The sequence below is a fragment of the Sphingomonas sp. Leaf339 genome (assembly GCF_001426195.1).
Taxonomy (GTDB): domain Bacteria; phylum Pseudomonadota; class Alphaproteobacteria; order Sphingomonadales; family Sphingomonadaceae; genus Sphingomonas.
In genome coordinates, this window is record NZ_LMRS01000001.1 from 774,341 (window position 1) to 797,688 (window position 23,348).

21 protein-coding genes and 1 riboswitch are annotated in these 23,348 nt (G+C 66.4%); of the genes, 10 read left to right on the forward strand and 11 right to left on the reverse strand.

Annotated features, from left to right (window positions below; genetic code table 11):
• Positions 1 to 75 precede the first annotated feature (75 nt).
• The 3 genes from ASG67_RS03600 (at position 76) to ppdK (ending at position 6,185) form a co-directional block, all read left to right on the forward strand.
• Complete coding sequence (locus ASG67_RS03600) at positions 76 to 915, forward strand: glycine--tRNA ligase subunit alpha (protein WP_056525302.1); 840 nt, start codon at positions 76 to 78, stop codon at positions 913 to 915.
• A 244-nt stretch (positions 916 to 1,159) separates the two neighbouring features.
• Positions 1,160 to 3,454: a glycine--tRNA ligase subunit beta gene (glyS, locus tag ASG67_RS03605; RefSeq protein ID WP_056525305.1), complete on the forward strand. Its 2,295-nt coding sequence runs from the start codon at positions 1,160 to 1,162 to the stop codon at positions 3,452 to 3,454.
• Positions 3,455 to 3,521: 67 nt separating this feature from the next.
• On the forward strand, positions 3,522 to 6,185 hold the full coding sequence (gene ppdK, locus ASG67_RS03610; protein ID WP_056526444.1) for a pyruvate, phosphate dikinase: 2,664 nt from the start codon (positions 3,522 to 3,524) through the stop codon (positions 6,183 to 6,185).
• A 45-nt stretch (positions 6,186 to 6,230) separates the two neighbouring features.
• Here ppdK and ASG67_RS03615 read toward each other — a convergent pair whose 3' ends face one another.
• The 8 genes from ASG67_RS03615 to ASG67_RS03650 are packed head-to-tail and all read right to left on the reverse strand — an operon-like array spanning position 6,231 to position 13,717.
• Positions 6,231 to 6,635: a hypothetical protein gene (locus tag ASG67_RS03615; protein ID WP_056525308.1), complete on the reverse strand. Its 405-nt coding sequence runs from the start codon at positions 6,633 to 6,635 to the stop codon at positions 6,231 to 6,233.
• Positions 6,636 to 6,691: 56 nt separating this feature from the next.
• Positions 6,692 to 7,687 (reverse strand): type II secretion system F family protein, encoded by a 996-nt coding sequence (locus ASG67_RS03620; RefSeq protein WP_200940703.1) that lies wholly within the window; start codon positions 7,685 to 7,687, stop codon positions 6,692 to 6,694.
• A 13-nt stretch (positions 7,688 to 7,700) separates the two neighbouring features.
• Positions 7,701 to 8,663, reverse strand: a complete 963-nt coding sequence (locus tag ASG67_RS03625; protein WP_056525310.1) for a type II secretion system F family protein — start codon at positions 8,661 to 8,663, stop codon at positions 7,701 to 7,703.
• A 7-nt stretch (positions 8,664 to 8,670) separates the two neighbouring features.
• Entirely contained in the window at positions 8,671 to 9,951 is a 1,281-nt protein-coding gene (locus ASG67_RS03630; protein WP_056525313.1) for an AAA family ATPase, read from the reverse strand.
• 1 nt (position 9,952) lies between these two features.
• Entirely contained in the window at positions 9,953 to 10,582 is a 630-nt protein-coding gene (locus ASG67_RS03635; RefSeq protein ID WP_200940705.1) for a CpaD family pilus assembly protein, read from the reverse strand.
• 26 nt (positions 10,583 to 10,608) lie between these two features.
• Positions 10,609 to 12,126 carry a type II and III secretion system protein family protein gene (locus tag ASG67_RS03640; RefSeq protein ID WP_056525318.1) on the reverse strand — a complete coding sequence of 506 codons (1,518 nt, stop codon included), beginning with the start codon at positions 12,124 to 12,126 and terminating at the stop codon, positions 10,609 to 10,611.
• A gap of 1 nt (position 12,127) precedes the next feature.
• Positions 12,128 to 13,180, reverse strand: coding sequence for a Flp pilus assembly protein CpaB (gene cpaB, locus ASG67_RS03645; protein ID WP_056525321.1), 1,053 nt, complete (start codon positions 13,178 to 13,180; stop codon positions 12,128 to 12,130).
• A 51-nt stretch (positions 13,181 to 13,231) separates the two neighbouring features.
• Complete coding sequence (locus ASG67_RS03650; RefSeq protein WP_321163524.1) at positions 13,232 to 13,717, reverse strand: prepilin peptidase; 486 nt, start codon at positions 13,715 to 13,717, stop codon at positions 13,232 to 13,234.
• A gap of 44 nt (positions 13,718 to 13,761) precedes the next feature.
• Between ASG67_RS03650 and ASG67_RS03655 the strand changes: the two genes are divergently transcribed.
• Together ASG67_RS03655 and ASG67_RS18195 are read left to right on the forward strand one after the other, a co-directional pair.
• Complete coding sequence (locus ASG67_RS03655) at positions 13,762 to 14,898, forward strand: NAD(P)/FAD-dependent oxidoreductase (protein ID WP_056525324.1); 1,137 nt, start codon at positions 13,762 to 13,764, stop codon at positions 14,896 to 14,898.
• Positions 14,899 to 14,923: 25 nt separating this feature from the next.
• Complete coding sequence (locus ASG67_RS18195; RefSeq protein ID WP_082543272.1) at positions 14,924 to 15,097, forward strand: YegP family protein; 174 nt, start codon at positions 14,924 to 14,926, stop codon at positions 15,095 to 15,097.
• A 79-nt stretch (positions 15,098 to 15,176) separates the two neighbouring features.
• Here ASG67_RS18195 and rnhA read toward each other — a convergent pair whose 3' ends face one another.
• Genes rnhA through ispH form a run of 3 tightly spaced genes read right to left on the reverse strand, consistent with a single transcriptional unit; the run spans position 15,177 to position 17,551 of the window.
• Entirely contained in the window at positions 15,177 to 15,623 is a 447-nt protein-coding gene (rnhA, locus tag ASG67_RS03660; protein WP_414887377.1) for a ribonuclease HI, read from the reverse strand.
• Positions 15,604 to 16,560, reverse strand: a complete 957-nt coding sequence (thrB, locus tag ASG67_RS03665; protein WP_056525331.1) for a homoserine kinase — start codon at positions 16,558 to 16,560, stop codon at positions 15,604 to 15,606. The genes rnhA and thrB overlap by 20 nt, the downstream gene beginning before the upstream one ends.
• Before the next feature lie 28 nt (positions 16,561 to 16,588).
• Positions 16,589 to 17,551 carry a 4-hydroxy-3-methylbut-2-enyl diphosphate reductase gene (gene ispH / locus ASG67_RS03670; RefSeq protein WP_056526457.1) on the reverse strand — a complete coding sequence of 321 codons (963 nt, stop codon included), beginning with the start codon at positions 17,549 to 17,551 and terminating at the stop codon, positions 16,589 to 16,591.
• 106 nt (positions 17,552 to 17,657) lie between these two features.
• Here ispH and ASG67_RS03675 point away from each other — a divergent pair, with 106 nt between their 5' ends.
• The 5 genes from ASG67_RS03675 (at position 17,658) to gcvPB (ending at position 23,255) form a co-directional block, all read left to right on the forward strand.
• Positions 17,658 to 18,296 (forward strand): hypothetical protein, encoded by a 639-nt coding sequence (locus tag ASG67_RS03675; RefSeq protein ID WP_235535029.1) that lies wholly within the window; start codon positions 17,658 to 17,660, stop codon positions 18,294 to 18,296.
• 61 nt (positions 18,297 to 18,357) lie between these two features.
• A riboswitch (glycine riboswitch) is annotated at positions 18,358 to 18,451 on the forward strand.
• Positions 18,452 to 18,617: 166 nt separating this feature from the next.
• Entirely contained in the window at positions 18,618 to 19,808 is a 1,191-nt protein-coding gene (gcvT, locus tag ASG67_RS03680; RefSeq protein WP_056525334.1) for a glycine cleavage system aminomethyltransferase GcvT, read from the forward strand.
• Between the two features lie 3 nt (positions 19,809 to 19,811).
• Positions 19,812 to 20,180 carry a glycine cleavage system protein GcvH gene (gene gcvH / locus ASG67_RS03685; RefSeq protein WP_056525337.1) on the forward strand — a complete coding sequence of 123 codons (369 nt, stop codon included), beginning with the start codon at positions 19,812 to 19,814 and terminating at the stop codon, positions 20,178 to 20,180.
• Positions 20,181 to 20,319: 139 nt separating this feature from the next.
• The gene (gcvPA, locus tag ASG67_RS03690) at positions 20,320 to 21,678 is read left to right on the forward strand and encodes an aminomethyl-transferring glycine dehydrogenase subunit GcvPA (RefSeq protein ID WP_056525340.1); all 1,359 of its coding nucleotides are present in this window, start codon (positions 20,320 to 20,322) and stop codon (positions 21,676 to 21,678) included.
• Complete coding sequence (gcvPB, locus tag ASG67_RS03695) at positions 21,675 to 23,255, forward strand: aminomethyl-transferring glycine dehydrogenase subunit GcvPB (protein WP_056525343.1); 1,581 nt, start codon at positions 21,675 to 21,677, stop codon at positions 23,253 to 23,255. The genes gcvPA and gcvPB overlap by 4 nt, the downstream gene beginning before the upstream one ends.
• Positions 23,256 to 23,348: the final 93 nt, after the last annotated feature.

The following is a 23,348-nucleotide window of genomic DNA, read 5'->3' on the forward strand; positions in this document are numbered from 1 at the left end:
GGGCTGCCCTTCTTGCCAGAGCCCGCCCCATCGGCCAGAGACGCGCCCGTGACAAACCCGCTATCCTTCCAGCGCATGATCCTCACCCTCCACGATTACTGGAGCGATCATGGCTGCCTGATCCTGCAGCCCTACGACATGGAAATGGGCGCCGGCACCTTCCATCCGGCCACGACGCTACGCGCGCTCGGCCCCGATACGTGGAACGCCGCCTTCGTCCAGCCCTGCCGCCGCCCCACCGACGGCCGCTATGGCGAGAATCCCAATCGGCTGCAGCATTACTATCAGTATCAGGTAATTCTGAAGCCCAGCCCGTCCAATCTGCAGGATTTGTACCTCGGCAGCCTAGCCGCGATCGGCGTGGACACGAACCTGCACGACATCCGTTTCGTCGAGGACGACTGGGAATCCCCCACGCTCGGCGCCTGGGGTCTCGGCTGGGAAGTCTGGTGCGACGGCATGGAAGTGACGCAGTTCACCTATTTCCAGCAGATGGGCGGCTTCGACATGAAACCCGTCGCTGGTGAGCTGACCTACGGCCTCGAACGCCTCGCCATGTACATTCAGGACGTCGACAATGTGTACGACCTGAAGTTCAACGACGCCGGCGTATCCTATGGCGACGTGTTTCTCGAAAACGAGAAACAGATGTCGAAATGGAATTTCGAGGTCGCCGACACCGACACCCTGTTCGACCAGTTTCGCAAATCTGCCGCCGAGTGCGAGAACTGCCTCGCCGCGGGGTTGCCCATCCCCGCCTATGAACAGGCAATCAAGGCCAGCCACACCTTCAACCTGCTCCAGGCTCGCGGCGTCATCTCCGTCGCCGAACGCCAGGCCTATATCGGCCGCGTCCGCGATCTGGCGAAGGGCGCCTGTGGCGCCTGGATGGAGAAGAACGGATGGGCGGCGTGACGATGCTCGACTGGATGGAAGAAGGTTTGTCCGCGCGGAGACGCGGAGACGCGGAGGAAAAGGGGGCCGTAGCGCTCGCTGTTAGCTCGGCACTTTTGTCGCGTCCCCAGATCTACAGGGAGCGCCTGCGGGCGTCGAAGGAACATCGGCCCCACCCACGGCCCAACCACTCAAATCTTCTTCTCCGCGTCTCCGCGTCTCCGCGCGAACAAACTCCTTCATTCTTCTTCGGCCCCGAAAAACGATGACCGACTTCCTCCTCGAACTCCGCTCCGAAGAAATCCCCGCGCGGATGCAGGACAAGGCGCGGGATGATTTCGCCCGCCTGTTTACCGCCGAACTGGCGAAGGCCGGCCTGTCCGCCGCCGCGATCGTCACCTACGCCACCCCCCGTCGTCTCGCGCTGATCGCCCGCGATCTGCCGCCTGAGACACTGGCCGTGTCCGAAGAGGTGAAGGGCCCGAAGACATCCGCCCCGCCACAGGCGCTCGACGGCTTCCTTCGCAAGACCGGCCTGACCCGTGAGCAGCTGGTCGAACGCGACGGCATCTTCTTCGCCATCACCGAAAAGCCCGGTCGCGCCACCGCATCGGTGCTGGCCGAGGCGATCCCCGCGATCATCCGCGCCTTTCCGTGGCCGAAATCGATGCGCTGGGGCGGCGCCTCCACCTCGACCGAGTCGCTCCGCTGGGTCCGCCCGCTGCACGGCATCGTCGCGCTGCTGGGTGAAACGATCGTGCCCATCGAGATCGCCGGCATCACCAGTTCGGCCATCACCTATGGCCACCGTTTCCATCACCCCGGCCCGATCACGATCGGATCGGCAGCGGACTATGTCGAAAAGCTGCGCGCCTGCCACGTCATCGTCGATCAGGCCGAACGCCAGTCGATCATCGCGCTCGGCGCCACGATGGCCGCTGCAAAGGCCGGGCTGACGCTGGTCCGTGACGAGGGCCTGTTGATCGAGAATGCCGGCCTGACCGAGTGGCCGGTGCCGTTGCTCGGCCGCTTCGACGAGCAGTTTCTCACCGTCCCGCCAGAAGTGATCCAGCTCACCGCGCGCGTGAACCAGAAATACTTCGTCTGTCGCGATGCCGCGGGCAACCTCGCCAACGCCTTCGTCTGCACCGCCAACATCGACGCACATGACGACGGCGCCAAGATCGTCGAGGGCAACCGCAAGGTCCTCGCCGCCCGCCTCGCCGACGCCCGCTTCTTCTACGACACCGACCTGAAGATCCCGCTCGACGACCTGCGCCCCAAACTGGAAAAGATCGTCTTCCACGAACGGCTCGGCACCGTCGCCGACAAGGTAGATCGCGTCGCCAAGCTGGCCCGCTGGCTGGTGGAAGAGGGCATCGTTCGAGGATGGCCATCCCGCGTGCGGGGGCTAGGTGAGGGCCTTTCAGCAAACGGTGAGCCATCCGCCGCCGAGGGGGAAACCCTGGCCAGTCAAGCCGAACGCGCCGCCCGCCTCGCGAAGGCGGACTTGGTCACCGGCATGGTCGGCGAGTTCCCCGAGCTACAGGGGCTGATGGGCGGATACTACGCCGCGGCTCAGGGTGAAGACCCCGCCGTCGCCGCCGCGATCCGCGATCATTACAAGCCGGTCGGGCAGGGCGACGACGTCCCGACCGATCCGGTCACGGTCGCGGTATCACTGGCGGACAAGCTCGATACCGTCGCATCGTTCTTCGCGATCGGCGAACTGCCGACAGGCTCGAAGGACCCGTTCGCGTTGCGCCGGGCCGCGCTCGGCATCCTGCTGTTGATCGAACGCTCGTCGCTGCGCCTGCGGCTGCATCAGGCGTTCGACTTTGCTGTGGGTGAGGTCGCCCAGTCTTTCGGCTACACCGTCGCCATGCGGATCGGTGGTGATCTCGCCGCCGTTTTCGACAAGACTGCACGTGATTTCGCCAGCACGCGCGAATTGATCCAGAGCCTGCTGCACGACGAGCGGGTCGGCGTCCACGAAGACAACCCCGTGGTTGCCGCGTTCCTTGAATCCTCGAACCGCGCGACGCCCGCGTTGCTGTCGTTCTTCGCTGACCGGCTGAAGGTTCAGCAACGCGAAGCTGGCGTCCGCCACGACCTGATCGACGCCGTGTTTGCGCTCGGCGGCGAGGATGATCTCGTCCGCCTGCTTGCCCGCGTCCGCGCCTTGCAGGCGTTCGTCACGACCGAGGATGGCACCAACCTGCTCGCCGGGTACAAACGCGCAGCCAACATCCTGAAAAAGGAAAACGTCACCTTCGATGAGGGCGACGGCGTGCTCTCCTACACCCCCGAACCGGCCGAGGCCGCGCTCCACGCCGCGCTCGACACCGCCGAACCCGCCGCCGCCAATGCCGTCGCGCGCGAGGATTTCGAAGCCGCGATGGCCGCGCTTGCCACGCTGCGGGCGCCGATCGACGCGTTCTTCGACACCGTGACCGTCAACGACGCCGATCCCGCCAAACGCACCGCCCGCCTCGCGCTGCTTACCCGCGTCCGCGCTGCCGTCCACACCGTCGCGGACTTTTCGAAAATCGAGGGCTGACGACCGCGTTTAACTTGTTTAACAGGACGCCATGATCTTCCCTTCGGGGACCAGCGAGGAACCGGCCATGACGCAGTATGTCTATCGATTCGGCGGCGGTGTTTCGGACGGCGGTTCGGGCGACCGCAACCTGCTCGGCGGCAAGGGCGCGAACCTGGCGGAAATGGCGTCGATCGGCCTGCCGGTGCCCCCCGGCTTCACCATCTCGACCGATTTCTGCGCGGTCTATTACGATGAGGGCGGCAATTTCCCGCAAGGGTTGCGCGACGAGGTCGCCACCGGCATCGCCCATATCGAGGGCGTTACCGGCAAAACGTTCGGCAATGCCGCCGACCCCCTGCTCGTTTCGGTCCGCAGCGGCGCGCGGGCCTCGATGCCCGGCATGATGGACACCGTCCTCAACCTCGGCCTCAACGACGAAACCGTCGAGGGACTTGCCGCGACATCGGGCGATGCGCGGTTTGCGTGGGATAGCTATCGTCGCTTCATCCAGATGTACGCCGACGTGGTCCTCGAACTCGATCACGGCGCGTTCGAGGAAGCGCTGGAGATCGCCAAGGAAGATCAGGGATTCACCCTCGACACCGAACTTAGCGCCGACGATCTCCGCGCGCTGGTCGCCGAATACAAAGCGCTGGTCGAGAAGCAGTGGAACAAGCCCTTCCCGCAGGACGTCCACGACCAGCTTTGGGGCGCGGTCGGCGCGGTGTTCGGATCGTGGCAGTCGGAACGCGCCAAGGTTTATCGCCGGCTGAACGACATTCCCGCCGCCTGGGGCACCGCCGTCAATATCCAGGCGATGGTCTTCGGCAATATGGGCGAAACCTCGGCCACCGGCGTCGCTTTCACCCGCGATCCGTCAAAGGGCGACCGCGCCTATTACGGCGAATTCCTGATCAACGCGCAGGGTGAGGACGTCGTCGCCGGCATCCGCACCCCGCAATATCTGACGAAGACCGCGCGCGAGGAAGCCGGCGCCAAGCCCGCCTCGATGGAAGAGGCGATGCCAGAGGTCTATGCCGAGCTGGCATCGGTCTTCGACACGCTCGAAACCCATTACCGCGACATGCAGGACATCGAGTTCACGGTCGAGCGCACGAAACTCTGGATGCTCCAAACTCGCAGCGGCAAGCGCACCGCCAAGGCCGCGCTGAAGATCGCGGTCGACATGGCGAACGAAGGCCTGATCACGCATGAGGAAGCTATCCTGCGCGTCGAACCGATGGCGCTCGACCAGCTTCTCCACCCTACGCTCGACCCGAACGCGCATCGCGACGTCATCGCCAAGGGGCTTCCCGCCTCCCCCGGTGCCGCATCCGGCGCCGCGGTGTTCGATGCCGACACGGCCGAACGCTGGGCGGCCGACGGCAAGGCGGTGATCCTGATCCGCACCGAAACCAGCCCCGAGGACATCCACGGCATGCACGCCGCTAAGGGCATCCTGACCGCGCGCGGCGGCATGACCAGCCACGCCGCCGTCGTCGCGCGGGGCATGGGGCGCCCCTGCGTCTCCGGCGCCGGCGGCATCTCGATCTCCGCCAAGGACAAGGTGATGCGTGTCGCCGGGCGCGAGATTCGCGAAGGCGATACGCTGACGCTCGACGGCACCACGGGTGAGGTGATGGCCGGCTCGGTCGCCACCGTGCAGCCGGAGCTTGCCGGCGATTTCGGCACGCTGATGGTGTGGGCCGACGAGGTCCGCCGGCTGAAGGTGCGCGCCAACGCTGAAACCCCGCTCGACTGCCGCACCGCGCGCGAATTCGGCGCGGAGGGCGTTGGCCTCTGCCGCACCGAGCATATGTTCTTCGACGCCGCCCGCATCACTGCGGTCCGCCAGATGATCCTCGCCACCGACGAGAAGGGCCGCCGTGTCGCGCTCGACAAGCTGCTGCCGGCCCAGCGCAGCGACTTTGCGGAAATCTTCGAGGTAATGGCCGGCCTGCCCGTCACCGTCCGCCTGCTCGATCCGCCGCTGCACGAATTCCTGCCGCACGAGGAGAACGAGTTCGAGGAGGTGGCTCAGGCCGCCGGCATCGATATCGACACGCTGAAGCGCCGCGCCGCCGAGCTGCACGAATTCAACCCGATGCTCGGCCATCGCGGTTGCCGGCTGGGCGTCACCTATCCCGAAATCTACGAGATGCAGGCCCGCGCCATCTTCGAGGCCGCGATCGACGTCGCCGAAAAGAGCGGCACCGCGCCGATCCCCGAAGTCATGATCCCGCTCGTTGCCACCAAGCGTGAGCTCGATCTGATGAAGGCCGTCGTCGACAAGGCTGCCAAGGCGGTGTTCGAGGAACGCGGCCGGACGATCGAATATCTCGTCGGCACGATGATCGAACTTCCCCGCGCCGCGCTGAAGGCCGGCGAGATCGCGGAGTCGGGGGAATTCTTCTCGTTCGGGACCAACGACCTGACCCAGACGACGCTCGGCGTCAGCCGCGATGACGCCGCCCGCTTCCTGGGCGCCTATGTCGAACAGGGCATCTACGCCAAGGACCCGTTCGTCAGCATCGATGTCGAGGGGGTCGGCGAGCTGATCGAACTGGCCGCCGAGCGCGGCCGCAAGACACGACCCGATATCAAGCTGGGCATTTGCGGCGAGCATGGCGGCGATCCCGCCAGCATTGCATTCTGCGAGAAGATCGGCCTCGATTACGTTTCGGCCTCACCCTACCGCGTACCGATCGCCCGGCTCGCCGCGGCGCAGGCGGCGCTTCGGGCGCGCTAAACGTCATGGTCCGTCGCCCCGGTGCAGGGGCGACGGACTAGCATATCACCCCACGGTTGTACGGTCGCCCCAATCGAACCAGCCACGGCGACCGTCGCTGGGATACGCCGGCCGTGCCGACGACGCGGCGAATGGGCGTGAGCTTGTGGCGTCCACGGGTCGCATCGCCACCGTCTCGGTACGCGTACCGACCGCCAGATCGCGCTCGACCACCGGCGCCTCGCGAAGCTGCTCGGCCTCTACGAACCGTCGATCGGCCTCCAGCGCCCGCTTGTCGGCTATGGCGATCCGGTCGTCCGCGTCCTTGCGCGCCGCGGCATGCGCCTCTCGCTCGGCGGAATAGCGTTCCTTCCACTTGCGCCCGCCGGGGTGGCTGGCCAGGCCCAATAACCAGCCGGCGATCAGCGCCAGCGCCAGCACCGCAAATTGCGTCGGGGTCGAAAACAACATCGCATCCTCCTGTTACGCAAGGTCAACGATCCGTCCCGACGCTTGGTTTCAGCGGCTTAGTTGCCGCTTAGCAGCGCATCCTTGATCGAACAGGCCGCCGGTCCCAGGATCACGACAAACAACACCGGCAGGATGAAACAGATCAGCGGCACCGTCATGATCGCCGGCAGCCGCGCCGCCTTTTCCTCCGCTCGCATCATCCGCTCGTTGCGGAATTCCGACGACAGGACCCGCAGCGCAGAGGCGAGGGGCGTGCCGTATTTCTCGGTCTGCACCATCGTCGTCGTCACGCCCTTCACCGCCTCCAGCGCGACCCGTGTGGCCAAGTTCTCGAACGCCTGTCGCCGATCGGTCAGGAACCCCAGTTCGATCGCGGTCAGCGTGAATTCCTCGCCCAGTTCGGGATAGGCCCGCCCCAGTTCGCGCGCCACGCGGTGGAATGCCGCATCCACCGTCAACCCCGCTTCGGCACAGATCACCAGCAGGTCGAGTGCGTCCGGCAACCCTTTCCGGATCGCATCGGACCGCTTGGCGATCCGGTTCTTCAGGAAGATATCGGGCGCCTTGTACGACAGGATCAGCGTCCCCGCGACCAGCGCGTATTTCTTCATCGGCGACCATTCGACGAACCCATCGGTCGCATAGACCCAGAAGCCGATGATACCGCCCAGCACGATCGGCATCGCCAGCCGGCCAAAGATCACCGCGACGGCCCATTCCTTTGACCGGATGCCAGCCTGCAACAGCTTCAGTTGCGCGTCCTTAATCTGGCTTTCCTGCAGCATCTTCATCGATCCCAGCAGCGATCGCAGCCGGTCGGTGGTCTCGTTGCGCTGCACCAGCTTGGCGCGTCGCTTGGTCGATGCGGTGATGCCGGCCTTCAACTGTTCACGCCGGTCGTTCAGCGCCTTCACGCGCTTGGCCATCGGATTGCGCACGGTCGTGGCGGCATAGATCGCCACCATCACCGCGAACGCCGCGACGCCCGACAGGATCGTCGCAACCCAGATCACATCGACGCCCAGCAGCGTCGGTCCGGCGGTCTCGCCCATCAGCCGTAGTTCCTCAAATCTCGAAACTGATCATCTTGGACATGATGAACGCGCCGATGCTCATCCACATCATGCCGCCCATACCCGTCACCATCAGGCGCTCGTCGACGAAGAACTTGCCGATATACAACGGGTTGATGAACCAGATCAGCCCGAACACGATGAACGGCAACGACCCGATGATATAGGCGGACGCCTTGGATTCGGACGACATTGCCCGAATCTTCAGCTTCATCTGCGCGCGCTTGCGCAGCACATCGGCCAGATTGGCGAGCGTCTCGGCCAGATTGCCGCCCGTCTCGCGCTGGATGGCGATGGTGATGACGAAGAACTGGAACTCGGGCGTGCCCAGCCGATCGGCGGTTTCCTGCAACGCCGCGTCCATCGTGCGGCCGATCTTCATCTTGTCGGCGATGGCACGAAATTCCTCGCCGATCGCGCCGTCCACCTCGGCCCCGACGACGCCGATCGTCTCGCTGATTGGTAGCCCGGATCTGAGGCCACGGACCAGCAGCTCGATCGCATCGGGGAACCGGGTGGTGAACTTGCCGACCCGCCGTTTGATGACCTTGCCCACCACCATATGCGGCAGGCCGGCGCCGATCGCGAGCGCCATCATCAGCGCCATCAACACCGGCAATCCCCGTAACACGGTCAGCAGCAGCACGACGACCATCAGGCCAGCGGTCGCCATGCCATACTGGCCGACCGTCCAGTCCTTGCCGGTCATCGCCAGCCGCTTGGCCAACAACGCGCGGTTAGGCAGGATGCGGCCGAATGCGATATCCATCTTGGTATCGCGCGTGGCGGAGATGCCGCGTGTTTGTCCCGTCACGATCACGTCGGCGGCGTGGCGATTGCGTAGCCCGGCCAGCCGCCGCGCCTGGATGCGCGACGTCGATGGGCCCGAAAAGGCCATGACGCCGATGACCAGCACCAGCGAACAACCCAGCATCATCAGGATGATCGGCAGCATCGCGCGCCTACTTCTTTGCGGGCGAGCGCTTCGCCATCAGGCTTTTGAAATCGCCGATCTTGCCCAGCAGCGTCGTCGTTTTTACCGCACTCACCGCGTCGCCGCCGGCGCCCACCCCCATGCGCGACAGGGCGGTGACCAGATCGACCAGCGGTGTCACCGTCTTGGTCGTCTTGCCCGCCTCGGCCAGCGGCTTGCCCAGCTTGGCCGCCTGGCACGCCAGTTTCTGGTCCATCGGCACGCTGAAATCGATCTTGCGCTCGATCGAGGTCTCGAAATCCTTGCGCGTGATTTCTGGCGTGCCGGCGGTCAGCACGCGATTGGCCAAAACCTGCACCTGCGTCTGCGGGGCGTTCGATTTCATCCACGACAGCAGGCGGATCGTGTCACGCGCCGCCGCCAGCGTCAGTTCGGTGACGATCACCGCGATCTGCACGTCGCTCATCAGATGCGGATGCTGGACCAGCATCCCGCGCGGCAGGTCGACGATGGTGCATTCGAAACTGGCGCGCATCTCCTCCTGCAACTGGTAAAAGGCGGCACCATCGGTGACGAGCGGCGCGTTGATCGGTGCCTCGGCCGACAGGACCGCCAGCTTCTCCGACGCGCGAACCATCGCGCGTTCGATGAACAGGCCGTCGATCCGGCTGGGATTCTCGATCGCATCGGTCAGGCCGCGGCCCGGCTCCAGATCCAGCGCCAGCGCTGCCGTGCCGAAATGGATGTCGAGGTCGAGCAGCGCGGTCGATCGTCCCTCGCGCTCCGCCAGCAACCACGCGACCGACGACGCGACCGTCGATGCGCCGACCCCGCCCCGCGCGCCGATAACCGCGATCGCCGCATGCGGCCGGTCGACCGCGACATCGGCGGCCTTGGGGGCATGCAGCAACGCCTGCGCCTGCCCGAACGCGTCGCGCAGCATGTCGGGATGCAGCGGCTTCAGCAGATAATCCTGAATGCCGCTGGCGACCAGATCGCGGTACAGGCGCACGTCGTTGACCTGTCCGGCCGCGATCACGACCGTGCCGGGCTCGCATACCTCGGCCAACCCATTGATATCGTTCAGCGGATCGCCCGATTCTGCCAGATCGACGAACAGGATCTGTGGGCTGGCCGATACTGACAGCGCCTGCACGCCGGCGCGCAGGCCGCCCTTGTTGATCTTCTCGACCGACCAGCCAAGCTCGGCGACGACCGGGCGCAGCGCATCGGCGGTGGTGTCGTCGCAGACATAGGCGACGAAGGGTTCGCGAACGGCCGCGCCCGCCGGTTTCCAGGGTGCGTTCATTCTACTTCCCTCCCGCCGATTCGGCCTTCACGTTCGCGCCGCCGCCACCGCTCGGGGCTGCCTTGCGGAACAGGTCGATCGATTTGTACACGGTCATCGGATCGGCCATGCCGGATGCGCCCGCGCCGCGGATCAGGTCCTGCGGATTGGCGATCATCGCCGCCAGATTGCTGTTGGTGGAACAGCCATAACCCGATGACGTGTTCTGTTCGTAATCCACCGACGAATCACGCGACCAGTCCGGGCATCCCGGCACCTGCGCCTTCATCCGGCTGACCACGATGCGGACGGTGCCGGGCGCGACCACGCCCGCCGATACCGGCGCTTCGTCGGTCAGCAACAGGCCAAAGCCAGATACGATCTCCGCCACCGCATCGCGTGATCCCGTGCCGGGATCCTCGATCGCGATCCGGTCGCCATAACCGGCGCGCAGCCCGGCCAGCCACCCTTGCAACCGCTGTGCCTCACCAGCGGCCAGCGAACCCCCCGCCGCTTGCAGATCCAGCAGATAATCCGTCCGTGCGACCACCGGCTGATGGACCGATTCCAGGCCACGATTGCGGGTGCCGGTGCAACCGCCGACGGCCAGCGCCGGGATCAGGCAGGCAAGAAGGAGCGAACGCGTGGTCATCGAAGCGATTCCTCGGGAAGCGGCGATCATTGCGTGAAACCAGGAGCCGGCGCGCCGGCGCGGGGCTTGCGGGCGGGGGCTGTCACTGGGTCGGTTCCGCCCGCCGTCGTCCCGGCTGGGGGCGGTGACTGGACAGGCGGCGCCATCATGGGCACCGGCCGCTGCCCGCCGGTCTGACCGTTGCTCAACTTGCCCAGCAGGATCCGATCGATATCGGTCGGCGCCTTGTATCCGTCGGTCGGCAAAGCGATGTCGCCGGGGCTGTCGACCGGCTTCACCAGATACGGGGTGATGACGATGACCAGTTCGGTCTCGTTGCGCTGCCACCCGTTCGACCGGAACAGCGATCCCAAGATCGGGATATCGCCCAGCCCCGGTGTCTTCTCGATCGAGTTCTGCTGGGTGTTCGACATCAGCCCGCCGATGACCAGGCTCTGGCCCGATCCCAGCTCGACCGTCGTCTCCGCCCGGCGCGAGGTGAGGGCGGGGATGGTCGTGCCGTTGATCTGCACCGCGCCCGCCGACGACAGCTGCGACACTTCAGGCCGGACGCGCAGGTTGATGCGCCCGTCGGACAGCACCGTCGGTGTGTAGGCGAGGCTGATACCGTATTGCTTGAACTCGACAGATACCGCACCCAGCCCCTGGCTGATCGGGATCGGAATCTCGCCACCCGCCAGGAAGGTGCTGGTCTCGCCGGACAATGCCGTCAGGTTGGGGTTCGCCAGCGTCGTCACCTGACCGATCGTCTCACCCAGATCGATCGCACTCAGGATGTCGAGGCCCAGCAGCTTGCCAGCCATGCCGATCGTGCTGCGCTGCGACCCATTGGTGAAGCCGGAAGCCGAAACGCCCGCACCGGCCGCTGCGAAGGTACCCGGCGACCGGCCGCCGCTGATTCCGAACTGGAAGCCGCCGGTGGTGTCACGCGTCGCCAGATTGACGCCGATGTTCTTTACAAAACTGCGGCTCACCTCGGCGATCCGCACCTGCAGGTTCACCTGCAGCGGCGTCGCGGTGCGCAGGTGCGATAGCACCTTCATGCCGTCACCGACGAACGCTTGGACCAGCCGCTCCGCCTCCGCCGCATCGCCGGGCGTCGCGACGGTGCCGGTCAGCAGCATCATGCCGTTCATCGGCGTCGTCACCACCTTGGCATCCGGCATCGCCAGCGCCAGCATCGAAGCCACCGAATCGAGGTTATTGCCCACCCGCACCGTCGTCGTGAACACCACCGCGCCGCCGCGCGCCGTGGCCGAGATCGTCGTCTCGCCCGTCTTCTTGCCAAAGATATACAGCTGCGTCGGCGAGCGGACCTGCACGTCGGCGATCGAATCGTCGGCGATGAACAGATCGCTCATCGGCCGGGCCAGCGTCACCAGCCGCCCGCGACCGGTATTGACCTGCACGACCGGCGCAAGCGTCGGGGCGGCGGTGGCCATCACCGGCATCGTCTGCGCGGCAACCGGCATTGTCGGCATGGCGAGGGCCAGACACAGCGTGCCACCCAGCGGCTTCCCCAGGACCTTCATCGAAACGCGCATCTTACTTTCCCCCCACCGATACGGCGGACACGTTGTTGCCACGGGCGATCCGCACGACAGGGCCGCTCTGCACCGGCGCCTGCGCGGTGCCGCCGGGAATGGTTGCGGGCACGCCGCCGGTCGCCATCACGCCGCTCGGCGACATGCTGCTGATACCTGAATCCGGTGCCCGACCCGGAACGGACCGGCGCTGGAACCGCGATACATCGGCACCGGTGGCGTAGGTCGAGGCACCGGTCTGCGGCTGCCGCGCCATCTGCAAGATCATCGCCTTTTCCGCCCGCGGGTCGCCGTCCGGCACCTTTACTGCGCCCGAGGCGATCGCCTCTTCCAGCTCGCTCGAATTGTCGGCGATCGACCGCAGCGACAGCGACAGCGAACCCAGCGTCTGGGCGACCGCAATCTGCTCCGCGATCTTCGGCGTCGCCTCGATCGTTACGTTGGAGAACGTGCGGACCACGGTCTTGCCGTCATCGCCCGCGATATTGTCGGTGCGCTGATCGGTGGCGAGCACGCGCAGGTTGCGCATGATCGTCTCCGACACATGCAGCGGCGTTCCGTCGCCGCCACCGGCGACGGATTGCGTCAGCACCAGATCGATCCGGTCACCCGGAAACACGAAACCCGCGACCGCCGCCTGCGCCGATACCGGCACCGTCACGGCGCGCATCCCTGGCCCAAGGGCGGCGGCGAGAAAGCCACGATCGCCGGGCTTCACCAGCGCACCCTGCGTGACCGGCTGGCCGGCGGTGATCGGGTTGCGGACGACGGTACCCTGCAGCTTGGCCAGATCGGTGCTGGCCTTCAGGTAATAGGCGTTGTCGACCAGTTCGCGCGGCCATGGCTGGAATTTCAGCGCGGTGGCATCCAGGATGGTGCCGATCGGCAGCGCGCGGGTCGCCACGAGCACTTCCGGGCCGTTGACGACCGGTGGCTGGTTGGCGGCGGCGGCCTGCGGCGCGGCGCTGCCCGCGATCAGCGACCGCGCGAACAGCGCGGTGACGACCGCGACCATCAGGGCGCCGACCAGCAGAATGACCTTGCGACTATCCATGTGTCTTTCTCGCGCCTTTCGAAGGGCCGTCGGTTGATCCGACGTTAATCATCAGCCAAATTGGTTAAGGATGGGTTCGCGCAGGGCCAGAATGCCCGCGATGGCGATCGCCACGCCGTACGGCACCTCCACCGCACCCGCCGGATCGCCGCGCTTCAGCCGCCGCTCGACGATCATCGCCAGCGTCACCGCGCCGCCGGCCAGCGACATCACGACCAGCATCGTCACGAACAATTGAAGCGGCAGCCACAGGCTCAGCGCCGCAATCAGCTTCACGTCGCCGCCACCCATCGCACCGATGTGGAACGCGAACGCGAACACACCCAGCGCCGCCAGCGACAGCGCCAGTTGCAGGGGTACCCCCGGCCATAGCGTCGCCCCGTTCGCCCACCACCATAGAGGCGCCAGCAGCACCAGCGCCGCGCTCTTGCGGTTGGCGATTTCCCGCGTGCGTGCATCCTCGATCCCCGCCGACAACAGCAGGGTAACGGCGACCAGCACCAGCGCGATCCGAACGAAATCCCATTCCATGGTCATGCGGTGTAGACGGCAGGGCTTGCGAAACCGTAACCGGGCTTTCGATGACCGATCATCCCGTCCTCAACCCCGATAGCGTCCTCGATCCCGGCAGCGGCGGCGGATACGATGTCGCGATCGCCGGTGGCGGCATTGCCGGCGCCAGCCTCGCCGCCGCGCTCGCACCGCATGCCCGCGTGGTCGTGCTGGAATCCGAATCGACGCCGGGCCTTCACGCCACCGGACGGTCGGCGGCGTTCTGGTCCGAAACCTATGGCGGCCCGGCGATCCAGCCGCTGACCACCGCGTCGGGCGCGGCATTGCGCGAGGGGGGTTTCCTCGAGTCGCTCGGATCGCTGCATATCGGCCGGGCCAGCGACTCGGCGGCAGCGGCGGTATTTCTCGACGAATTCCGCGACAGCCCGGTCGCGCTCGAATCGGTCGACCCGCACGCCCATGTCCCGGGTCTGCGCGACGATTGGACGATCGGCATCTGGGAACCGAGCTGCGCCTATATCGACGTCGCCGGGCTCCACGCCCATTATCTGGCACAGGCTCGCCGCGCCGGTGCGGTCATCGCCACCGACGCGGGCGTGCGATCGGCTGCACGGCGTGATGAACGATGGTCGATCGAGACGCCCGCCGGCCGCTTCACCGCCCCCGTGCTGGTCAATGCCGCCGGTGCCTGGGCAGACGTGGTGGCCGCGCGCTGCGGCGTTCGGCCGATCGGTATCCGCCCCTATCGCCGCACCATGGTGCAACTCCGCACGGATCCTGCGCCGCCTGCCGGCCTGCCGCATGTCGCGGACATCGCCGGCGGCTTCTATTTCAAACCCGAATCGGGCGGCCGGCTATGGCTGTCGCCGCATGACGAAATCCCCACCGACCCATGCGACGCCGCGCCGGAGGAGATCGACGTCGCGATCGCCATCGATCGCTTGCAGGGCGCGGTCGACTGGCGGATCAAGGCGGTGGAGCATCGCTGGGCCGGCCTGCGCAGCTTCGCGCCCGATCGCCGCCCGGTCTATGGCTTTGCCGAACCCGGCTTTTTCTGGTGCGCGGGGCAGGGCGGCTTCGGTATCCAGACCGCCCCGGCGGCGGCGGCGCTCGCGGCCGCGCTGATACTGGATCGATCGCCAGACCTGCCCGGCGTCGATCCCGCCCGCTATGCGCCGGGTCGATTCGTTGATAGCATCCGCTGACTTCAGCAGTGGCAGGAGAGCGACGATGGCGCATAAATTCGTGATCGAGCAGAACAAGGCCGGCGAGTATGTCGCCAAGTTCAAATACAACAGCGAGACGATCTTCTGGACCGAGGGCTATGCCAGCAAGGCCGGCGCCCGGAACGCCATCGCCTCCGTCCTGAAAAACGGCCCGGAAGCTCCCGTAGAAGAAGGCTAGGTCTTTCCCTCCCACCCGGAGAGGGTGGAAGGCTTAAAGCCCCCGAAGAGTGAAGGCGACGACACAGACCCTCGCCGGCTCACCCCCGCCCGGCCACCACCGCCGCATCGGACGCCAGCTTGTCGACCCGCTCGTTATCCGGGTGGCCGGCATGACCTTTCACCCACTTCCACTCGATCTTGTGCGGCTTGGCCGCGTCCAGCAGTGCCTGCCACAGCTCGGCATTCTTCACCGGCTTCTTGTCCGCCGTCTTCCAGCCGTTGCGCTGCCAGCCGTGGATCCATTTGGTCAGGCCGTCCATCACGTACCGGCTGTCGGTCGAGAGCGTCACGGCGCAGGGTCGCGTCAGTGCCTTCAGCCCCTCGATCGCCGCGGTCAGTTCCATCCGGTTGTTGGTCGTCAGCTTCTCGCCGCCCGACAATTCCTTTTCCTGATCCCCGGCGCGGATCAACGCACCCCAGCCGCCCGGACCCGGATTACCCTTGCACGCACCATCCGTCGCGATTTCAACCGGCGTCAAATCCATTGTCCCGTTCATACCAATCCAGCCGGCGGGCATAGGCGAGGGGGTCCTTGCGTGTCACCAGCGCATCGGCCGGCGTGTTCAGCCAGTCCCACGCGCGCGTCAGCAGAAACCGCAGGCAGGCGCCCCGCGCCAGTACCGATAACGCCGCGCGCTCCGCCGCCGAAAGCCCGAACGCGCCGTCATATCCCTCGACCAGCGCCCGGCCCACCGCCGGGTCCAGCGGTTCGCCCGCCGGATCGAATGCCCAGGCCGAATGCATCACCGCCAGATCATAGGCGCGCACGTCCGTGCAGGCGAAATAGAAGTCGATCAGCCCCGTCACCCGGTCGTCCAGCATCAGGACGTTATCGGGAAACAGATCGGCATGGATCACGCTGACCGGCAGATCGCGCGGCCAGTCCCGCTCTACCGACGCCAGTGCAGCATCGACCCGGGCGTACAGTCCCACCTGAATGGTATCGAGCGACCGACCGCACCGCTCCAGCAACGGCCGCCAGTCATCGACGCCCAGCGTATTGGGCCGCCCGCCGTCGAAACTCGCCAGGCTGCGGTGCATCACCCCCATCGCCGCCGCCGCCGCCCGCGCCTGCGCCGCCGTCGGCCGCGTCACCGACACGCCGGACAGGAATTCGATCAGGCAGGCGGGCCGACCTTCCAGTTCCTGGATGACCCGGCCTTCGCGATCGGGCAGTCCGCGCGGCACCAGATTACGGTCGCCCGCCAGATGATCGAGCATCGCGAAGAAGAACGGCAGGTCGTCCGCCGATACCCGTTTCTCGTACAATGTCAGGATGAAGCGCCCGGTCGTCGTATCTACCAAATAATTGGAATTCTCGACGCCCTCCGCGATCCCCTTGGCCGACGCCAGCGCGCCGTGATCGTACCGGGCAAGGAACGCCGTCAGCGCCTCGGCCGACACCTGCGTATAAACGGCCATGGCTCAGTTCGTGCCCCCGATGGATGATTCAGGCCGCTACCGCTTCCAGCCCGCGCGGCAGCTTGAACGCGATCGTCTCGCGCGTCGTCTCCTCCTCGCGCTCGGACACCGTGAACCGCTCCGACAACCGCTCCACCAGTTCGCGCACCAGCAATTCGGGCGCGGAGGCACCAGCGGTCAAGCCCAATGTACCGACGCCGTCCAGGAACGCCCAGTCCAGATCGGCCGCCCGCTGGATCAGCATCGCCCGGATACCCTCGCGCTCGGCGACTTCGACCAGCCGGACCGAGTTCGACGAATTGGGCGCGCCGATCACCAGCATCGCGTCGCACTGCCCGGCGATCGCCTTCACCGCGGCCTGCCGGTTCGATGTCGCGTAACAGATGTCTTCGCCGCGCGGCGCCTGCATCAACGGAAAGCGCCGCTGCAACGTGGCGACCACGGCGGCGGTGTCGTCGACCGACAGCGTCGTCTGCGTCAGGAACGCGAGGTTGGCGGGATCGGGCGGCGTGAACGCCTCGGCATCCGCATCCGTCTCGATCAGGGTCATCGCGCCCGCCGGCACCTGGCCAAACGTGCCGATCACCTCGGGATGGCCGGCATGGCCGATGAACACGATATGCCGCCCCGCCGCGACCAGCCGTTCCGCCTGCCGGTGCACCTTGGAGACCAGCGGGCAGGTGGCATCGAGATAGTCCAGGCCCCGGCTCTCGGCATCGGCCGGCACCGATTTCGGCACGCCATGCGCGGAAAAGACGACGGGCGCACCGTCCGGCACCTCGTGCAGTTCCTCGACGAAGATCGCGCCCTGCGCCTTCAGCGTATCGACCACGAACTTGTTGTGGACGATCTCGTGACGGACATACACGGGCGCGCCGTGCTTCTCGATGGCCAGCTCGACGATCCGGATCGCGCGGTCGACACCGGCGCAAAAGCCGCGCGGCGCGGCGATCAGGAGGTCGAGCGGCGGCTTGGCAAGGGGCGTCTGCATGGTGCCGGCCTTACGCGATTGCTTGCGCCCGTCCAAGCCGGTTCCTATGGCTGCGGGCAAAGGGCCAGCCGATCCGCCGGCCGCTTGCAAAAGGTATGCGTCGCCCGTGAAAGCCTCCCTCTTGATTGCCGCCTCCACCGCCGTCCTGCTCGCCGGCTGTGCCAGCAAGGGTGAGATCGACGCGACCGGCGGCGTCTCCGCGGTCCGTTCCGCCTGCCCGGTCGTCGGCGTGCCCGCCGGCACCGGCGACGTCACGGTCTTCGATCCGCCGACCAGCCAGGCGCAGTCAGCGATCGATCTCGTCGCAACGATGACCAATGTGCGCGGCACCTGCGCCGATGCCACCGACGATATTGTCACCACCGTCAGCTTCGACGTGCAGGCCCGTCGCCTGCGCACCGACGGCGCCCGCGACGTGCAGCTGCCCTATTACATCGCCGTCGTGCGCGGCGGTGCCAACCCGGTCGCCAAGCGCGTCGGCACGATCCAGCTGCATTTCGACGCCGGTCAGGCCCGCGCCCAGGCCAGCGGCACCGCCAGTGCTACCGTCAGCCGGTCCGCCGCAACGCTGCCGGCCGAGGTGCGCGAACGCCTGACCCGCCGTCGCAAGGCCGGCGACGACGACGCCGCCGTCGATCCGCTGACCCAGCCCGAGGTGCGCAAGGCCGTCCTCTCCGCCAGTTTCGAGGCGCTGGTCGGCTTCCAGCTCAACGAAGCGCAACTGCGCTATAACGTGACGCGATAAGGCAAGTTACACGATCCCCGATTGACTAAACCGGCGGGGCTGGCCAGAGCCGGTCCCGTCGATGCCCCGCGCGGGAGAGACCCCGGACTGGATCCGGGGCGCCGAAGGAGCAACCACCCCGGAATCTCTCAGGCACCAGGGACCGCGCGAGGATATACGACACTCTGGAAAGCGCCGCTGACCTTTCAGGTCGATGGCCACCGAAGGGGTAAGCCCGCGTCCGTCAGGCGCGCCGGCGAAAGCTCTCAGGTCCCGTGACAGAGGGGGTTCGGATCGATCGCGGGCGTCCCGCCGTCGTCCGCCCTTTTTGGAGACGGTATCATGAGCGACCTACCAGCCGACACGCTCCTCAACGTCGAAGATGCACCCGAAGATCAGGAAGAGCCACAGCTCCTCCCGCTCGACGCGTGGCACCGCGCCCATGGTGGCCGCATGGTGCCGTTCGCCGGCTATATCATGCCCGTCCAGTATGAGGGCATCATGGCCGAGCATCTGTGGTGCCGCGAGAATGCCGGCCTGTTCGACGTCAGCCATATGGGCCAGCTCGTCTTCACCGGCGACGGCGTCGATCCGGCAAAGGCACTCGAAGCCGTCCTGCCCGGCGACATCACCGGCCTTGGCCGCAACCGGATGCGTTACTCGTTGCTGCTGAACGAGGACGGCGGCGTGCTCGACGACCTGATGGTCACCCGCCGCGCCGGCGAAGAGGGCACCGACGAGATCTATGTCGTCGTCAACGGCGCGACCAAATATGACGATATCGGCCATTTTCTCGATTCGATGGCCGACGACATCACCATCAACCTGCAAGACGAACAGGCGCTGCTCGCGGTGCAGGGGCCAAAAGCGGTCGATGCCGTTTCGCGCCTGATCCCCGGCGTCGAGGCGCTGGTATTCATGACCGCCGGCGCGTTCGAGTGGAACGGCACCCCGCTCTGGATCAGCCGCTCGGGCTATACCGGTGAAGACGGTGTCGAAATCTCGATCCCCGCCGAACACGCCGCCGCCTTCGCCGACGCGATCTGTGCCGAACCCGAGGTGAAGCCGATCGGACTCGGCGCGCGCGACTCGCTGCGGCTGGAGGCGGGCCTGCCGCTCTATGGCCACGATCTCGATCCCGAGACGACGCCGGTCATGGCCGATCTCGGCTTCGCCCTGTCGAAGCGCCGCCGCGAGGCCGCCGACTTCGCCGGCGCCGCCCGCATCCTGGCCGAGCGCGAATCCGGCCCCGCTGTGAAGCGCGTCGGCCTGATCGTCACCGGCCGCCAGCCGGTGCGGGAGGGCGCGTCCGTCGTCGCCGAGGACGGCTCGATCATCGGCCGTGTCACCTCCGGCAGCTTCGCCCCGACGCTCGGCGCGCCGATCGCCATGGCCTATGTCCCCGCCGACCTCGCGATCACCGGCACCGCCGTCCGCCTGATCCAGCGCGGCAAGGTCCACGACGCGACCGTCTCGGCGATGCCGTTCGTGCCTCATCGCTACATCCGCCAATCCACCAAGACTGGAGCCTGAAGAATGCGCTATTTCACCGAGGATCATGAGTGGATCGACGTCGAGGGTGCGATCGGCACCGTCGGCATCTCGAACTATGCCCAGAGCCAGCTCGGCGACATCGTGTTCGTCGATGTTCCCGCCGATGGCCGCGAACTGGCCAAGGGTGACGAGGCAGCCGTCGTCGAATCGGTGAAGGCCGCATCCGACGTCTATTCGCCCGTCTCCGGCGCCGTCCTCGAAGGCAATCCGGCGCTCGCCGACTCGCCCGATCTGGTGAACTCCGACGCCGAAGGCGAGGGCTGGTTCTTCCGCATCACCCTGTCGGACGAGAGCGAACTGGAAAGCCTGATGGAAGAGGCCGCCTACGAAGCCTTCGTCGCCAAGCTCTGATCCTTCTCCCCCTCCCGCTTGCGGGAGGGGTCGGGGGTGGGCAGTGCGCGCCAACGGGTTAAGCCGAAACGAGCGCCTCCCACCTCTTCAAACGCCCCACCCCAAACCCCTCCCGCAATCCGGAGGGGAGGAGCAACACATGCGCTACCTGCCGCTCACCCAGCCCGACCGCGACGCGATGCTCGACGTCATCGGCGCCGACACGATCGATGCGCTGTTCGTCGATGTGCCCGAAGACGCCCGTCTTGACGGTCCCGTCCGTGATCTGCCGAACCACGCGTCCGAACTGGCGGTCGAACGGCACATGACCGCGCTCGCCCGCAAGAATATTGTGGCGGGCGAAGTGCCGTTCTTCCTCGGCTGCGGCGCGTATCGCCATCACGTACCGGCCTCGGTCGATCACCTGATCCAGCGCGGCGAGTTCCTGACCGCCTACACGCCGTATCAGCCGGAAATCGCACAGGGCACGCTTCAGATGCTCTTCGAATTCCAGACGCAGGTCGCGCGCTTGCTCGGCACCGATGTCGCCAACGCCTCGATGTACGACGGCTCGACCGCCTGCTGGGAAGCGATTGGCATGGCCCGGCGCATCACCCGCAAGGGCAAGGCGATCCTGTCGTCTGGCCTGCACCCGCATTATGTCTCGGTCGCCAAAACGATGGCGAAATACACCGGCGACGTGCTCGACACGACTACGCCGTGGCTCGTCCCCGACATGGATATCGACCGGCTGATCGGTGCGATCGACGACGATACGTCGTGCGTCGTCGTCCAGTATCCCGACATCCTCGGTCGGATCGCCGACTTGAAGCCGTTGGCCGACGCGGCGCATGCAAAGAAGGCGCTGCTGATCGTCGTCGTCACCGAACCCGTCGCGCTCGGCGCGCTTAAGTCGCCCGGTGAGATGGATGCCGATATCGTCGTGGGTGAGGGGCAGTCGCTCGGCGTCGGCCTGCAATTCGGCGGACCTTATGTCGGCCTGTTCGGCTGCAAGGACAAATATGTCCGCCAGATGCCCGGCCGCCTATGCGGCGAGACGGTGGACGCCGATGGCCGTCGCGGCTTCGTGCTGACCCTGTCCACGCGAGAGCAACACATCCGCCGCGAGAAGGCGACGTCGAATATCTGCACCAATTCGGGCCTGTGTGCGCTTGCTTTCTCGATTCACATGACGCTCCTCGGTGAAGCCGGCCTGCGCCAACTGGCCGAGGTCAACCACGCCGGCGCTGTCGCCGCCGCGACGCGCCTGGCACAGGTTCCCGGCGTCGAGCTGGTCAACACCGGCTTCTTCAACGAATTCACGCTGAAGCTGCCGGTCGAGGCACGCCCCGTCGTCCGCACGCTCGCCGATCGCGGCATCCTCGCCGGGGTCTCGCTCGGCCGGCTCTATCCGGGCGAAGGCGACCTCGCCAACGGCCTCGTCGTCGCCGTTACCGAGACGACCACCGCGGAGGATGTCGAAACCCTTGCCGCCGCGCTCCAGGAGATACTGGCATGAGCATCAATCAGAGCGGCTGGCGCCCGACCACGCCGACCAAGGGCAACGACGCCTCCCCAACCTTCACCGGCAACAAGGCGCTGATGCTGGAGGAAGCGCTGATCTTCGAGATCGGCGACACCACCACGACCGGCGTCGATTTCACCGGCTTCGATGCCCCCACCGCGGTGGCTGACAAGCTCGGCGGCCTCGCCCGCACCGCCCCGATCGGCCTTCCCGGCCTGTCGGAGCCAGAGACGGTCCGCCACTATACCCGCCTGTCGCGCCAGAACTACGCCATCGATCTCGGCCTGTTCCCGCTCGGTAGCTGCACGATGAAGCACAATCCACGCCTCAACGAAAAGATGGCGCGGCTGCCGGGCTTCCTGGACGTTCACCCGCTCGCCCCCGTCGATACCGTGCAGGGTGCGCTGGAGGTGATCCACCAACTCGCCCATTGGCTCGTCACGCTCACCGGCATGACCAGCGTCGCGATGAGTCCGAAGGCGGGCGCCCATGGCGAGCTTTGCGGCATCCTCGCGATCAAGGCGGCGCTGGCCAAACGCGGCGACGTCGCGCGCAAGGTCATCCTGGTGCCTGAATCGGCGCACGGCACCAACCCCGCCACCGCCGCCTTCGCCGGCTTCGCGGTAGAGGACATTCCGGCCACGCCCGACGGCCGCATCGACACCGCCGCGCTGATCGCGCGGCTCGGTCCCGATGTCGCCGGCGTGATGATCACCAACCCCAACACCTGCGGTCTGTTCGAACGCGATCTAAAGACGATCTCCGATGCGGTCCACGCCGCCGGCGGGTACGTCTATTGCGACGGCGCCAACTTCAACGCGATCGTCGGCCGCGTGCGCCCCGGCGATCTCGGCGTCGATGCGATGCACATCAACCTGCACAAGACCTTCTCCACCCCGCATGGCGGCGGCGGGCCCGGCTCCGGCCCGGTGGTCTTCTCCGAAGCACTGACGCCCTTCGCGCCGCTGCCTTTCGTCGAAAAGCAGGGGGAGCATTTCGTCCTGATCGAAGAGGAAACCGCCGGCGAGCACCATGCCGACAGCTTCGGTCGCATGGTCGCCTTCCACGGCCAGATGGGCATGTTCACCCGCGCGCTGACCTACATCCTCAGCCACGGCGCCGATGGCCTGCGTCAGGTCGCCGAGGATGCCGTCCTCAACGCCAACTATGTGCTGCGCAGTCTGGAAGACGTGCTCCATGCCCCGTTCGCGGGCGCGGGGCCGTGCATGCACGAGGCGCTGTTCTCCGACTCCAACCTCGCCGACGGCTTCTCGACGCTCGATGTGGCCAAGGGGCTGATCGATGAGGGCTATCACCCGATGACGGTGTATTTCCCGCTCGTCGTCCACGGCGCGATGCTGGTGGAACCGACCGAAACGGAATCGAAGGCCGCGCTCGACCAGTTCATCGGCGCGCTGCGCTCGGTTGCCGAACGGGCCAAGGCCGGCGACGCCTCGCTGAAGACCGCCCCCCACTTCGCGCCGCGCAGCCGGCTCGACGAGACGCAGGCGGCACGCAAGCCCATCCTAGTCTGGAAAGAGCCTGTCGCCATCGCGCAGGCCGCCGAATAACCTGGCTGTCCTACAACCCCCTGGATCGGTTATCATCTGTCCAGGCCACGACCAGCCCGTTCCCCGGCATTATGTCGGGGAACGGCAGGGCAG